General features: G+C 44.3%; 13 protein-coding genes. 8 read left to right on the top strand and 5 right to left on the bottom strand.

The annotated features are described in order from the left end of the window. Positions 1 to 325 precede the first annotated feature (325 nt). From dnaQ to GQS64_RS01370, 5 genes are all read right to left on the bottom strand, one after another. Positions 326 to 1,027 carry a DNA polymerase III subunit epsilon gene (gene dnaQ, locus GQS64_RS01390; RefSeq protein WP_077990210.1) on the bottom strand — a complete coding sequence of 234 codons (702 nt, stop codon included), beginning with the start codon at positions 1,025 to 1,027 and terminating at the stop codon, positions 326 to 328. Positions 1,028 to 1,375: 348 nt separating this feature from the next. Next, on the bottom strand, positions 1,376 to 1,963 hold the full coding sequence (coaE, locus tag GQS64_RS01385) for a dephospho-CoA kinase (protein ID WP_198230400.1): 588 nt from the start codon (positions 1,961 to 1,963) through the stop codon (positions 1,376 to 1,378). Then, complete coding sequence (locus GQS64_RS01380; protein ID WP_198230399.1) at positions 1,964 to 2,821, bottom strand: shikimate dehydrogenase; 858 nt, start codon at positions 2,819 to 2,821, stop codon at positions 1,964 to 1,966. It lies immediately after the preceding gene. A gap of 1 nt (position 2,822) precedes the next feature. Continuing rightward, the gene (locus GQS64_RS01375) at positions 2,823 to 3,419 is read right to left on the bottom strand and encodes a Maf family nucleotide pyrophosphatase (RefSeq protein WP_198230398.1); all 597 of its coding nucleotides are present in this window, start codon (positions 3,417 to 3,419) and stop codon (positions 2,823 to 2,825) included. 21 nt (positions 3,420 to 3,440) lie between these two features. Beyond that, the gene (locus GQS64_RS01370) at positions 3,441 to 4,262 is read right to left on the bottom strand and encodes a pyruvate, water dikinase regulatory protein (protein WP_198230397.1); all 822 of its coding nucleotides are present in this window, start codon (positions 4,260 to 4,262) and stop codon (positions 3,441 to 3,443) included. Positions 4,263 to 4,676: 414 nt separating this feature from the next. On the opposite strand from GQS64_RS01370, the gene hemE reads away from it, so the two are divergent. The 8 genes from hemE (at position 4,677) to GQS64_RS01330 (ending at position 13,783) form a co-directional block, all read left to right on the top strand. Next, the gene (hemE, locus tag GQS64_RS01365) at positions 4,677 to 5,702 is read left to right on the top strand and encodes a uroporphyrinogen decarboxylase (protein ID WP_198230396.1); all 1,026 of its coding nucleotides are present in this window, start codon (positions 4,677 to 4,679) and stop codon (positions 5,700 to 5,702) included. Then, the gene (gene hemJ, locus GQS64_RS01360) at positions 5,699 to 6,250 is read left to right on the top strand and encodes a protoporphyrinogen oxidase HemJ (RefSeq protein WP_198230395.1); all 552 of its coding nucleotides are present in this window, start codon (positions 5,699 to 5,701) and stop codon (positions 6,248 to 6,250) included. Before hemE ends, hemJ begins: the two co-directional genes overlap by 4 nt. Positions 6,251 to 6,387: 137 nt before the next feature. Then, complete coding sequence (rho, locus tag GQS64_RS01355) at positions 6,388 to 7,653, top strand: transcription termination factor Rho (RefSeq protein WP_077994731.1); 1,266 nt, start codon at positions 6,388 to 6,390, stop codon at positions 7,651 to 7,653. Positions 7,654 to 8,015: 362 nt separating this feature from the next. Continuing rightward, positions 8,016 to 9,323 carry a tRNA uridine-5-carboxymethylaminomethyl(34) synthesis GTPase MnmE gene (gene mnmE, locus GQS64_RS01350; RefSeq protein WP_198230394.1) on the top strand — a complete coding sequence of 436 codons (1,308 nt, stop codon included), beginning with the start codon at positions 8,016 to 8,018 and terminating at the stop codon, positions 9,321 to 9,323. Positions 9,324 to 9,553: 230 nt separating this feature from the next. Then, positions 9,554 to 11,425: a tRNA uridine-5-carboxymethylaminomethyl(34) synthesis enzyme MnmG gene (mnmG, locus tag GQS64_RS01345; RefSeq protein WP_198230393.1), complete on the top strand. Its 1,872-nt coding sequence runs from the start codon at positions 9,554 to 9,556 to the stop codon at positions 11,423 to 11,425. Further along, positions 11,425 to 12,072 carry a 16S rRNA (guanine(527)-N(7))-methyltransferase RsmG gene (gene rsmG / locus GQS64_RS01340; RefSeq protein WP_198230392.1) on the top strand — a complete coding sequence of 216 codons (648 nt, stop codon included), beginning with the start codon at positions 11,425 to 11,427 and terminating at the stop codon, positions 12,070 to 12,072. The genes mnmG and rsmG overlap by 1 nt, the downstream gene beginning before the upstream one ends. A gap of 5 nt (positions 12,073 to 12,077) precedes the next feature. Next, the gene (locus GQS64_RS01335) at positions 12,078 to 12,872 is read left to right on the top strand and encodes a ParA family protein (RefSeq protein ID WP_077994345.1); all 795 of its coding nucleotides are present in this window, start codon (positions 12,078 to 12,080) and stop codon (positions 12,870 to 12,872) included. Positions 12,873 to 12,907: 35 nt separating this feature from the next. Then, complete coding sequence (locus GQS64_RS01330; RefSeq protein WP_198230391.1) at positions 12,908 to 13,783, top strand: ParB/RepB/Spo0J family partition protein; 876 nt, start codon at positions 12,908 to 12,910, stop codon at positions 13,781 to 13,783. Positions 13,784 to 13,890 lie beyond the last annotated feature (107 nt).

Below are 13,890 nucleotides of genomic sequence, written 5' to 3'. Positions count from 1 at the left end.
GTTTCCCCCTCTCCACAACGGTCTATTTTTATAAACCGGTCTATTTTTATCAAAAGACTGCCTGAAAACAGGTTCTAACAAGATCGAACAGATTCAACTGCAATAAAGTCGATTGCAAGAACATCTATAAATCATTCGTTAGAATAGGCGCCGCTCGATTGTAAATTCCCTTTTTAGCTAAGTTTCAAAGGTGTTAGCTAATTTTTTTGAATTTCAAATCGCTTCTGTCGGAAATTGATCTCATCTTTTTTTAAAGATTTCACAAAAACCAATCCCCGCGTCAGAATATTTCGGATTTTGCCAATATTCGGCTTTTGCCGACACTTCAATTTTTAATGTGGCTCCACATGGCTTTTTCGCCGATTTTTGCAAGCAAAGCGTCATGGGCGGCTTTATCTTCTTCGCTCAAACGGCTTGGCAGTGGCTGAGGGCGAGTTTTCAGAACAATTTTACTCTGATCTTCGTTTTCGTTTGATTGGCTGTCAGCTTTTCCACCGTCAAATCCCAGAGCACCCTGTTTGCCGCCAATAAGTTCGATATAAACATCGGCGAGAATTTCAGAGTCAAGCAAAGCGCCATGTAGCGTCCGGCGTGAATTATCAATACCGAAGCGTTTACACAAAGCATCCAGAGAATTCGGCCCCATCGGAAATTTCCGTCGCGCCATCGCCAATGTATCAATAATACGATCAACACTGATAAGAGGTTTATGAATACGCCCCAATTCCGCATTCAAAAAACCGAGGTCGAAATTCGCATTATGGGCAATCAGTGTCGCGCCTTCGATAAAGGAAAGAAAATCATCGGCTATTTCTTCAAATTTCGGCTCGTCCTTGAGGCGCTCATTGGTAAGACCGTGGACTGCTACAACCTCGTCAGGGATAATCACACCCTGAGGATTGAGATAGACGTGAAAAGTTTTATCGGTGAGATAGCGATCAACCATCTCCACACAGCCGATTTCGACAATACGGTCTGTTTCTTTGTGAAGGCCTGTCGTTTCAGTATCAAAAATAATTTCTCTCATAAAAACCTGCTCTCACCTACTCTTTAACCTGCCTTGACTTGCATTGCTGTTTTTGCACGAATTGCACCTTCATAATGGATTATTTCCTATCTTTCTTGCGTTTTGAAGACGCAATAAACAACAAATCCCGTTTCCGATGCTGTCGTTTCCTATATTCGCTCACCTCACCGGAAGGATGAAAATCAAAAAAAATCGACGCAAAAACGTTTTGATGATTCCTACATCCTATCTCTGAAAGAAACTATGGATAATCCGGATATAATTCGCCAAAATCTGCGATTAAGTCGTCATTTCAATTTTACAAAAATTGTCACCCGAAAATACCCTTATTTTTTATCGACGGGCAGTTTACTTGCCGACCAAGCGTGCAATCAGATGTTTTACCTGTTCTCTGGCGTCATCAAGGCTCTTGCCGGTATCAATAACAAAATCGGCACGCCTTCGCTTTTCTTCATCGGTTATTTGACGAGACAAGATGCGGTCGAGTTTCTCATCATCCCAGCCGCTGCGGGCAAGCACACGTTGCCGCTGGATTGCAAGCGGAGCCGAAACAACCGCTATTTTGTCAACCCGTCCTTCCGGCCCCGTTTCAAATAATAAAGGAATATCGAGAACCACAAGCGGGGCACCCTGATCGCGGTGCTTTTTGACAAAATCTTTTTCTTTTTTGCGTACCAGAGGGTGAATGAACTTTTCTAAAACGGCAAGCTTTGACGGATCTTTGACAATAGCTTTTGATAATTTTGACCGGTCTATCCGGCCATCAGTCAGACAATCGGGGAAAATACGGCTTAAATTTTCGATAACCTCTTTACTTTCGTAAAGTTCATGAACAGCCTTGTCGGCATTATAAACAGGAACACCGGCTTCCTCGAAAAAGCCGGCCGTTGTCGTTTTTCCCATGCCTATAGAACCTGTAAGCCCAAGGATAATCATTTATTCGCCCATTTTACCCAGAATTTCTTGTCGTAATTCATTGTCCACAACAGGTCTCATTCCAAACCAACGTTCAAACCCCGGTACAGCCTGATGAAGCAACATTCCGATTCCATCGACATAATTGAGGTTCTTGGCTTTGGCTTCCAATAGAATTGGTGTCATCAAAGGAGTATAAACAATATCTGTCACCAGAACAGACGGCTTTGCCTGATCGAGATGGATAAACGGTTTGCTATCTTTTTCGATAAGGTTATTTGTCATCCCCAAAGATGTCGTATTGACGATTAAATCCGCCAGAGGAACGAGATCATCTATTTGGCTCCAATTGCGTGCTTTGACCTGATTGCCAAAATAACCGGCAAGCTTTTCGGCACGTGCTCTCGTCCGGTTTACAAGATAAATATTGTCAAAACCGCGTTGTTCGAGTGTATAGATAACTGCCCGCGCTGCCCCTCCGGCACCAATAACAAGTGCCGCATTTCCACCCCAACCGGGGGCAAAATCGTCAAGATTGGCTTCAAAGCCATAGCCATCGGTATTGCTTGCACAAAGTATGTTATTCTCGAACCATAATGTATTGGCAGCACCTATCCTTAATGCGGCCTCATCTTTTTTTTCGGCAAGGCGGAAGGCTTCTTCCTTATGGGGCAGCGTAACATTGCCGCCGCAAAAACCTTTTTTTTGCAGCGAATTGATAAATGTTTCAAAATTTTCCGGTGTTACCTCGACCGCATCATAAGTTCCGGCCAACTTATATTTTTTGAGCCAAAAGCGATGGATTTGCGGTGAAAGGGAATGCCCGACCGGATAGCCGGTTACAAAAGCATGGGGTATTTCTGTCGTTATATGTGTCATCTTATCGAATGATGATTCCTGTCTCGCGTAATTTCTGCAACAATAATAAGAGAGGTAAACCGATAATGGTAAAATAATCTCCTTCTATTTTGTCAAATAGCTGGATACCCAAGCCTTCAACCTGATAGGCACCGACACTTGATTGAACATTTTCTCCTGCTTTCTCGATATAATAATCTATAAATTCCGGCGATAATGAACGGACTGTCATTTTTGCAGTCGAAAGCCCGACCCAATCGGCTTTACCGGCTTTTGCCAAAGCGATACCGCTATGAAGATAATGTGTTTTTCCCGATAAAGCGACGAGACGCTGACGCACGCCCTCAAGATTTGACACTTTGTGGAGTGCTTTTCCTTCAAGATCGAGTGTTTGATCGCATCCGATAACAAGCGAATCGGGAAACCGGCCAGAAACATCTTCAGCCTTTTTTATTGCCAATTCTTTGGCAAGCTCTTGAGGCGTAATTTTTCCCAAAGCTTTTTCCAGTTCACGTTCATCTATTTTTGCTCCTTCAACACCGAATTCGAGACCGGCATTTTCCAGAATCGATTTTCGGAACGGGCTTAAAGATGCGAGAATGAGCGGTTTATGTGGCATAATTTTTCTTTTTATCAATATTCAGATCTGATGATCGCGCAGGTAAAGTTCGAGAATTGCAGTTGCCGTTTCCTCGATAGAACGGCGTGAAACATCGATAATAGGCCAATTGTTGCGCATGCAAATCTGTTTTGCATTATTGAGTTCCTGCGCGATGCTTGCTCTGTCGATATAGCTTTCGGTAGAAAGCCCGCCACCAATGTTACGACTTTGCCGCACCTGACTTATCCGGTCAGCAGAAGCAATAAGACCGACAATTAACGGTTTTTTTGACAAAAAGAGCTGATTGGGTGGTTCAACACCCGGCACCAGTGGAACATTGGCTGTTTTTATACCACGATTGGCAAGATAGATACTTGTCGGCGTTTTTGACGTTCGCGAAATTCCAACGAGAATCACATCGGCATTTTGTAAGCCATCCGGCAATTGGCCGTCATCATGATCCATTGTGTAATCGAGTGCCTCGATGCGCTTGAAATAATCTGCATCAAGTTGGTGTTGGGCACTGGCACGCCGGTTTGCCGGCAGCCTTAAAAAGGAATGAAATGCCTGAAAAACCGGATCAAGAACAGAAACCGAAGGCACACCCATTTTATCACATGCCGAATGTAATAAATGCGCTATTTTTTCATCCACTATTGTATAAAGCACAATTCCGGGGTTCCGGTTGATCTGGCCAATCACTTCCTGCAATTGGGCTTCGTTACGAATAAGCGGATAAACATGTTCGATTGCACGCGCTTCTACATATTGCGAGGCCACAGCACGACCTGCCGACAGGAGAGTCTCTCCGGTCGCATCAGAAATCATATATAAATGAAAGTCCAATTTTTCTTTTGTCACAGGATTCACAGGCCCTTGTTGAAAGATGTGCAAAGAAACAGGCATTTTGTGCACACCAAAAAAATGTGAGGATAACTCCATGATGTTATACACAAGCCAATGCATTGTGGGAAATTCAAATTCACGCTTCTGGATTATGGGGAAAACCCTGTTTCGTTAAAAATTTATAGCACCCTTTATAACCAATCGTAAAACAAAGAACCTGCTTGATTTTATATATCTTTTTGCAATTTATCGGTTAAATAGAGAGGCTCTGAAAAAAACCGCTTTGTAATTTTTTAAAATTCCGCCAAATCTGTGGATAAAATAAGGTTAATAAATAATTAACAGAAAACACAGACTCTAAGAATCAGAATCCCAGATTCAAAATAATTTCTTTATTGAAACCCACTTATGGAAAAGCCAACATAAGCCATGACAAAAAAACTTATTGAAGTCTTAAGTGGTAAAACACTTTCTCCGCCACCTGTCTGGTTGATGAGACAAGCCGGACGGTTTTTACCCGAATATCGTGAGGTGAGGAAACAAGCAGGAAGCTTTCTTGATCTTTGCTACAATCCTCGCCTTGCTTTTGAAGTCACGATGCAACCGATCAGACGATTCGGTTTTGATGCAGCAATCCTGTTTTCGGATATACTCGTCGTTCCTCATGCTTTGGGAAGAAACTTACGTTTTGAAGAAAAGAAGGGACCGATTCTTGATCCACTATCGGTCAATGAAATTGAAAAATTAAATGTCGAAAAGGCTCAGGAAAGACTGGCTCCAAGTTTTGAAACTTTATCTCTTCTCAAAACTGCTTTAGCTCACGATACAACACTGATCGGATTTTGCGGCGCCCCCTGGACTGTGGCAACCTATATGATCGCCGGACATGGCACTCCGGATCAGGCTCCCGCCAGATTGTTCGGTTTCACTCACCCTGAAGCAATGAAAACTCTTCTCGAAATTCTTGCCGACGTTTCAGCCGATTATCTTGTCAATCAGGTCAAATCCGGAGCCGAAGTTTTACAGATTTTTGATTCCTGGGCAGGCGTTCTTGATGAACAAAGTTTTGATGAATACGTCATTTATCCGATCAAGCGGATGGTTCAGCGTATCAGAAAAGTTTTTCCCGAAGTTCCGATAATCGGTTTTCCGAAGGGTGCCGGCGCGCTTTACGAAAATTTTGCCCGAAAAACAGGGGTGACTGCCGTCGGACTTGATTGGTCTGTTCCGCTTTCCTTTGCCAAAAAATTGCAACAGATAACGCCGGTTCAGGGAAATCTCGATCCTTTGCGGCTGGTTTCGGGTGGCGCTGCTCTGGAAACAGGAATAAATCATATTCTCGAGAATCTTGGACATGGGCCGTTGGTTTTTAATCTGGGACATGGAATAACACCACAAACGCCTATCGAAAATGTTGAAAGACTGGTCAAACTGGTGAGGAATTTTAACAAATGACAAATTCTAAAACGCATATGACAACGGGGACAATCTGGCTTCGCGCCATCGTTTCACTCTTGATTGTCGTGGTTGTTTTATGGGGGTTGTTTCACGTGAATCCTGATGAATATCCGGATTCGACTTTATGGATCAAATCTTTTCATGTGATTGCCATCATCTGCTGGATGGCGGGAATGTTTTATTTACCGCGTTTGTTTGTCTACCATTGTCAGGCCGAAATCGGCTCGAAACAATCCGAGACGTTCAAAATAATGGAACGGCGGTTGTTGCGGGCCATTATCAATCCGGCGATGATAGCGTCTTGGGTAACAGGCTTATGGATGGCCTGGAAAGTTTATGAGTTTCAAGGCGGTTGGCTTCATCTCAAACTTCTTGCTGTCGTTATTTTATCGGGCTATCACGGTTTGTTATCACGTGGGGTTCGCCATTTTGCCGAAGATAGAAACAATTTTTCTGAAAAAACCTGGCGCATTTTGAATGAAGTTCCGACTGTTTTGATGATTATTGCTGTGATTGCTGTGATTGTGAAACCGTTTTCTGGATGAAATCTTCTTGATTTCTTCAGACAAGGGCATTAGATGGAGTTACCCTCCTTTTTTATTTTCCATAGTTTCTGAACAAGATGCTTTTCAAAGGAAAATAATATTTCCACGATTATAAGAGTTTATATTGGATGCAGAATATTCAACAGATGAAACTACAAGAGCTGAAAAGTAAGACTCCGGTCGAGCTTGTCGCTTTTGCCGAAACGCTGGAAGTCGAAAATGCTTCGTTAATGCGCAAACAGGAATTGATGTTTGCCATTTTGAAAAAGCTTGCCCTTCAGGATGTTGAAATCATCGGTGAAGGTGTTCTGGAAGTTTTGCTCGACGGTTTCGGGTTTTTACGCTCGGCCGATGCCAATTATCTTCCGGGTCCTGATGATATTTATCTTTCCCCTTCGCAAATCAGGCGGTTTTCATTAAAAACCGGCGACACTGTTGAAGGACCAATACGCAGCCCCAAAGAAGGCGAGCGTTATTTTGCTCTGTTAAAAATCAATACGATCAATTTTGAAGATCCGGAAAAAATCCGCCATAAAATCCATTTTGACAATTTGACACCTCTCTATCCGAACGAGAGGTTGAAAATGGAATTGAATGACCCGACAAACAAGGATATGTCGGCAAGGGTAATTGATCTTATCTCGCCTTTGGGTAAAGGGCAGCGTGCACTGATTGTTGCACCGCCAAGAACCGGTAAAACAGTTCTTCTGCAAAACATTGCCCATTCAATTACAGCCAATCATCCGGAATGTTTTCTGATTGTGTTGCTCATTGATGAACGTCCGGAAGAAGTGACCGATATGCAACGTTCGGTCAAAGGCGAAGTTGTTTCTTCAACATTTGACGAACCTGCATCCCGTCACGTTCAGGTTGCCGAGATGGTCATTGAAAAAGCAAAGCGCCTTGTTGAACAGGGGCGCGATGTGGTCATTCTCCTTGATTCGATCACCCGTCTTGGTCGTGCCTATAATACGGTTGTACCTTCATCAGGAAAGGTCTTGACCGGTGGTGTCGATGCTAACGCTTTGCAACGCCCCAAGCGCTTTTTTGGTGCAGCCCGCAATATCGAAGAAGGCGGTTCGCTCACGATTATTGCTACGGCTTTGATAGATACCGGAAGCCGTATGGATGAAGTTATTTTTGAAGAATTCAAGGGAACCGGTAACTCGGAAATCGTGCTTGACCGGAAAGTAGCCGATAAGCGAATTTTCCCGGCAATGGATATTTTGAAATCCGGAACCCGCAAGGAAGATTTGTTGGTTTCCCGTCAGGATCTGCAAAAAATATTTGTTTTGCGTCGTATTCTCGCTCCAATGGGCACAACCGATGCAATCGAATTTTTGATCGATAAATTAAAGCAGACAAAAACCAATGCGGAATTTTTCGATTCAATGAATACTTGATTTGGGAATACCTGACTTGGGAATACCTAATTCGGAAATAGCGAATTTGAAAACACCAAATTGGGTGATACTCGGTCGGCTACGTTATACTCCGGATAATATCCGGGGATGATGTCTGGCAGGTGTTTTTTAAAAAATAGACCTAACAGTTTTTCCGTCCGGAATTTTTTTCGGACGGTTTTTTATTTTTGATTTGGCCGAACAACAGCTTCAAGCGAATCTCGAAGGAGTTTTGCTAAAAAATGAATGGTCTCTTCTGTTTCAAATGGCTTATAGAACATTTGTTGAATTGTAGAATTTTTGTCCGTTCAAAATGAAGCGGGTGAGATTGTAAAGCACATTCCGCAACGAGGATAATGACTATGGATACTATTTTTGCTCTATCAAGCGGAAAACTTCCCTCCGGAGTGGCCGTAATCCGCGTTTCAGGAAAAATGACAAAATCCATTGTTCAAACATTGCTTGGCAAAATTCCGGTGCCGCGTGTCATGAGTTATAGAAAGCTTGTATCTCAAGACGGTGACTTTCTCGATAGTGCTTTAACGGTGTTTTTTCCCTCACCACACAGTTTTACCGGTGAAGATTGTGCCGAATTTCATCTTCATGGTGGAAAGGCCGTTATCGACCGGTTTTTGAATGAACTTGCTAAGTTCGATTCATGTCGGTTGGCCGAACCCGGTGAATTTTCAAGACGGGCATTTTTTAACGGCAAGCTCGATTTGACGGAAGCCGAGGGACTGGCCGATCTCATTGAAGCAGAAACCGAAAGCCAGAGGCGGCTTGCCATTATGGGCGCAAGTGGAGAACTTGCGACACTTTATCGGCAATGGCGGAGCGATCTTATCAAAGCGCGTGCCATGATCGAAGCCGAGCTTGATTTTTCCGATGAGGAAGATGTACCGGGTTCTGTGAGCGATATTGTTTGGGATCATTTACAAAATTTAAGCCGGTCAATCTCGGATTTTATCATAAAAAGCGAACGTGTTGCATCAATGCGCGACGGGATAAAAATTGTTATTGCCGGTGCTCCGAATGCTGGAAAATCTAGTATTATCAATAAGTTAGCTGGTTTTAATGTTGCCATTGTAACAGATGAAGCCGGCACAACACGCGATGCTTTGGAGACGCGTATTGTGATTGATGGCTATCCGGTTTTGATAACTGATACAGCCGGCTTGCGAGAAACCGATAACAAGGTTGAAAAACTCGGTATCGAGGTTGCCTATGATCGCGTGAAAGACGCGGATCTCGTACTGCTTGTTGATGATTTGGCACATCCGGTTCCGATAGAGCTTCCCGAAACCGATGCGGAAATCTGGCATATCGGAAATAAAAGCGATTTGGCGAACGGTTCAATAAGACAATGGCCAATCCAATTTTCAACGAGAACGGGGGAAGGGTTTGACGCTTTTGTAAAAGCTATTGCATCTTTCTGTTCAAAATTTTCATATGATGTGGGTGAAGTTGTCACCGCTAGAAAAAGACAATTAGCATTTCTGAAGATTGCTGTCTCCGAGATAGACAATGCAGTTCAGCATTCCAATCGTGATTTATCGTTGAGAGCCGAACATTTACGACTCGCTGCCGATTCGCTTGGTCGAATTACCGGAGACATTGATGTTGAAGACATATTGGATGTTATTTTTTCGCAATTCTGTATTGGTAAATGATTTGAATAAGAGAGAGCGAGTTATTTTTTCCGCTGAAAAACAGTGATTCACGTGAAACATTTTAAAAATAAAATGTTCAATCTTTAAAAATAATGATTCACGTGAAACATTCCATGTGTTAGACAAGTGAGATAATTCGTGCACGTTGCAAAGCACAGTGATATTCCGCAATAAGGTTTGGTTCTTTGTTTCACGTGAAACGTTAAAACTTTAACGGTGTTTGTATAAAATTGGCTGATAAATTTGATGTAATTGTTGTCGGGGGCGGACACGCCGGATGTGAAGCTGCTTCTGCTGCTGCACGTACCGGCGCAAAAACGGCGCTCATCACCTATCATTTTGCTTCCATCGGGACGATGTCATGTAATCCGGCAATTGGTGGCCTCGGAAAAGGCCATCTTGTGAGAGAAATTGATGCACTCGACGGGCTGATGGGGCGCGCTGCCGATAAAGCCGGAATACAATTTCGTTTGCTTAACCGGAGAAAAGGACCAGCCGTTAGGGGGCCGCGAACACAGGCAGACCGCAAGCTCTATAAAAAAGCTATGCAGACGTTGATTTCGGAACAGCCCAATCTCACGGTTATAGAAGATGAAGTCATTGATCTTATTGTGAAAAATGACACCGTCGCGGGTGTCGTATGTAAGACTCGTGGACCAGTTGAATCCGGTGCGGTTGTCTTGACAACGGGTACATTTTTGCGTGGCCTTATCCATATAGGTGAAATAACATGGCCTGCCGGAAGAATGGGTGAAGAACCCAGTAATCTTTTGGGAGAACATCTGGGACAATATGGTATCCGTTTGGGACGGTTGAAAACCGGCACTCCTTCACGCTTGAGTAAAAAAACGATTGATTGGGATAATCTTCCAAAGCAGAGTGCTGACGTGGATCCCGTACCGTTCTCGTTTTTGACCGATACAATTTGTCAACCGCAAATTGACTGTGCCGTTACAAGAACCAACCATAAAACCCATCAGATCATAAAAGATAATATTCATCGTTCGGCGATGTATTCGGGCGCTATCAAAGGTATAGGTCCGAGATATTGCCCGTCGATTGAAGATAAAATTGTAAAATTCGGCGAGCGTGATGGACACCAGATATTTCTGGAACCGGAAGGACTGGATGACGATACGGTCTATCCAAACGGTATATCCACATCTCTGCCGGAAGAGGTTCAACTCGATTTTATCAAAACCATTGAAGGGTTGGAACACGCCAAGGTGTTGCAGCCGGGCTATGCAATCGAATATGATTTCGTCGACCCGCGCCAACTTTATGCAACATTGGAATTAAAAGCACTTCCAGGCCTGTTTCTGGCCGGTCAGATCAATGGAACGACAGGTTATGAAGAGGCAGGAGCACAAGGTTTACTTGCAGGATTGAATGCTGCAAACAGAGCTTCGGGGACAGATCAGGTGACGATTAGCCGGTCAACGGCCTATATCGGTGTTATGGTTGATGATTTGATTACGCGTGGCGTCAGTGAACCTTATCGTATGTTTACTTCTCGCGCCGAATTCCGTTTGTCTCTAAGAGCGGATAATGCCGATGAGAGGCTGACACCATCGGGATTAAAATGGGGAATTGTCGGCTCGCTGAGACAGAAGAGCTTTCAACATAAACAGGAGTTACTGGATAAAGCCCGTCATCTGTGTCAATCGGTATTTATCACGCCAAATGAAGCGACAGAAAAAGGATTGCAGATAAAACACGACGGAATTCGCCGGAATGTTTATGATTTGCTTTCCTATCCGGAAATGTCACTCTCGCGGTTGAGTGAAATTTGGCCATCGCTCAACCAGATTGATAAAAAAACGGCCGAAACATTGGAAATTGAAGCGCAATATGCGGTTTATCTTGATCGTCAGGCGCAAGACATTGCCAATCTTCAGCGCGATGAACAACTCCGTATTCCGGCAGAACTCGACATTGATGTGATTTCCGGTCTGTCGAATGAACTGAAAGGAAAAATCCGTCAGCGCGCGCCTCAATCAATCGCCGAGGCACAAAAAATTGACGGCATGACACCGGCAGCTCTGTCTCTTATTATTACCCATATCCAGCGGTTACACCGCGAAAACCGGAGAAGCGCCTGATGATTGAATGGGTAGAAGAAAAATATCAATCATTGCTGCAAATTGTACCTTCGGTTTCACGTGAAACAGCAGAAACTTTGATGGCATTCGAGGAGGCGGTTAAAAAGTGGCAATCCCATATCAATCTGATTGCAAATGCGACTTTGCCCGATCTCTGGAAACGGCATATTCTTGATAGCGCACAAGTAGCCGGATTTAAGCCACAAGCAAAAAACTGGTGTGATATTGGTTCCGGTGGCGGTTTTCCCGGAATTGTCATAGCCATTCTTTTAAAAGACCAAAGCGGTTTTCATATTGATCTCGTCGAAAGCAATAGCAAAAAAGCTGCATTTTTAAGAAGTGTCAGCGCCGAATTCAATTTGCCTGCTACAGTTCATACATGCCGCATTGAAACAAGTTACATCCACATTAACAAGCCGGAAATTATCACGTCACGTGCCTTGGCATCGCTCGAAAAGCTTTTTGAATTGACACAACCCTGGTTCGAGCAAGGCGCAACCGCCCTATTCCAGAAGGGCCGTGATTATAAGAAGGAAATAGCCGAAGCAGAGAAAAACTGGACATTCGATTTTGAAGTTCATCAAAGCAAGATTGATAAGCAGTCTGTTATTCTCGAAATTAGCAAGATCGATTCACGTAAGGGGTGAGAGAAATGAGCGACACACGTATTATCGCCATTGCAAATCAGAAAGGCGGGGTTGGCAAAACAACAACAGCTATCAACCTTGCTACTGCGCTTGCGGCCATCGGCGAGACTGTATTGGTTATGGATATAGACCCGCAGGGGAACGCCAGCACCGGACTGGGAATAGATCGTAACAGGCGCCCGCTATCTTCTTATGATGTTATTGTTTCAGGTGCATCGGTCAATGACGCCGCTTTGGAAACAGAAGTGCCAAACCTTTACGTTGTGCCTTCGACACTCGATCTTCTTGGAATCGAAATGGAAATTGCACCGGCAAATGACCGGATACAGCGGCTACAAAAAGCTTTGAGAAAAAATCCTATGGTGACGGAGAAATTTTCTTATATTCTGATTGATTGCCCCCCTTCCCTCAACCTTTTGACACTTAATGCAATGGGGGCGGCCGATTCCGTTCTTGTGCCTCTGCAATGCGAATTTTTGGCACTTGAAGGCTTAAGCCAATTATTGGAAACGGTAAAACAGGTTCGCAGTTCCCTTAATCCTGCGCTGGAAATACAGGGTATTGTGCTCACTATGTATGACGGCCGTAACAATCTTTCCAATCAGGTTGTAGAGGACGTACGCTCCTTCATGGGAGACAAAGTCTATCAAACCGTTATACCACGCAATGTTCGCGTGTCGGAGGCTCCTTCATTCGGTAAACCGGCTTTGCTTTATGATTTGAAATGTGCTGGCAGTCAGGCCTATTTGCAACTTGCTTCCGAAGTCATCCAACGCGAACGCCAATTGCGCGCCGCTTGAATTTTTTAACCTATTGAATAATCAAGGAAATAAAGATGAGTGACGATCAATCGAAAAAACGGCTTGGACGTGGTCTTGCTGCTCTTATCGGCGATGTTGATCTTGGTATTGATAAACCTGCCAATGCTCCGAAAACATCGTCGGAACGTCAGGTTCCTATCGAATTTATTTCCCGTAACCCGCAAAATCCGCGGCGACACTTTACCGAGACCGAGCTTGATGATCTCGCCCAATCTATCCGTGAACATGGCGTGGTTCAGCCGGTTGTTGTTCGTCCCTCGCCCGACCATCCGAACCGGTTTGAATTGATCGCCGGTGAGCGTCGCTGGCGTGCTGCCCAGCGCGCAAATCTCGCTGAAATACCGGTTATTATCCGCGATGTCGATGATCGCACGGCTTTGGAACTTGCCATTATCGAAAATGTCCAAAGAACCGATCTCAATCCGTTGGAAGAAGGCATGGGCTATCAGCAACTGATTGATGAACATGATTATACACAAGCCGATCTTGCACAAGTGATCGGCAAAAGTCGCAGCCATGTTGCCAACACATTGAGATTGTTGAAACTTCCGGCCAAAGTGCAACAATTCATCAATGATGGCCAATTGTCGGCAGGCCACGCGCGCTGTCTGATAACAGTCGATGACCCTTTGGCACTTGCCGAAAAAATTATCCGTGATGGCTTGTCTGTGCGTCAGGCCGAAGCTCTGGCAAATGGACAATCAACCGCAAAGGCAAAAAGACGCACACCGAGCGAAAAGGATGCCGACACCAAGTCGCTTGAAAAACTGCTTGCCGATGTCATAGGCATGAAAGTTGCCATCAAACACGGGAAAAAAGGCGGGGATGTAAAAATCCATTATTCCTCGCTGGAGCAGCTTGACGATATTTGCAGGCGTTTACAGAACTAGGGCGGGTTGTAGTCAATCTCGCACCCCGTTTTTTCGGGAGAGGTGACGCTTGACGTTATCCGGCTTTGAAGTTTGTGTAACGGCATGTATTTTCGTGTGTGGAGATG

Source organism: Bartonella sp. P0282 (assembly GCF_048452985.1).
GTDB lineage: Bacteria > Pseudomonadota > Alphaproteobacteria > Rhizobiales > Rhizobiaceae > Bartonella > Bartonella choladocola.
Note: the sequence above shows the minus strand (reverse complement) of the source record. Positions and strands in the feature narration are given on the sequence as shown.

Coding starts and splice junctions, on each gene's coding strand:
- GQS64_RS01380 (WP_198230399.1), bottom strand. CDS start 2,821: ATGACACATATAACGACAGAAATACCCCATGCTTTTGTAACCGGCTAT.
- hemJ (WP_198230395.1), top strand. CDS start 5,699: ATGACAAATTCTAAAACGCATATGACAACGGGGACAATCTGGCTTCGC.
- dnaQ (WP_077990210.1), bottom strand. CDS start 1,027: ATGAGAGAAATTATTTTTGATACTGAAACGACAGGCCTTCACAAAGAA.
- hemE (WP_198230396.1), top strand. CDS start 4,677: ATGACAAAAAAACTTATTGAAGTCTTAAGTGGTAAAACACTTTCTCCG.
- coaE (WP_198230400.1), bottom strand. CDS start 1,963: ATGATTATCCTTGGGCTTACAGGTTCTATAGGCATGGGAAAAACGACA.
- GQS64_RS01375 (WP_198230398.1), bottom strand. CDS start 3,419: ATGCCACATAAACCGCTCATTCTCGCATCTTTAAGCCCGTTCCGAAAA.
- GQS64_RS01335 (WP_077994345.1), top strand. CDS start 12,078: ATGAGCGACACACGTATTATCGCCATTGCAAATCAGAAAGGCGGGGTT.
- mnmE (WP_198230394.1), top strand. CDS start 8,016: ATGGATACTATTTTTGCTCTATCAAGCGGAAAACTTCCCTCCGGAGTG.
- rsmG (WP_198230392.1), top strand. CDS start 11,425: ATGATTGAATGGGTAGAAGAAAAATATCAATCATTGCTGCAAATTGTA.
- GQS64_RS01330 (WP_198230391.1), top strand. CDS start 12,908: ATGAGTGACGATCAATCGAAAAAACGGCTTGGACGTGGTCTTGCTGCT.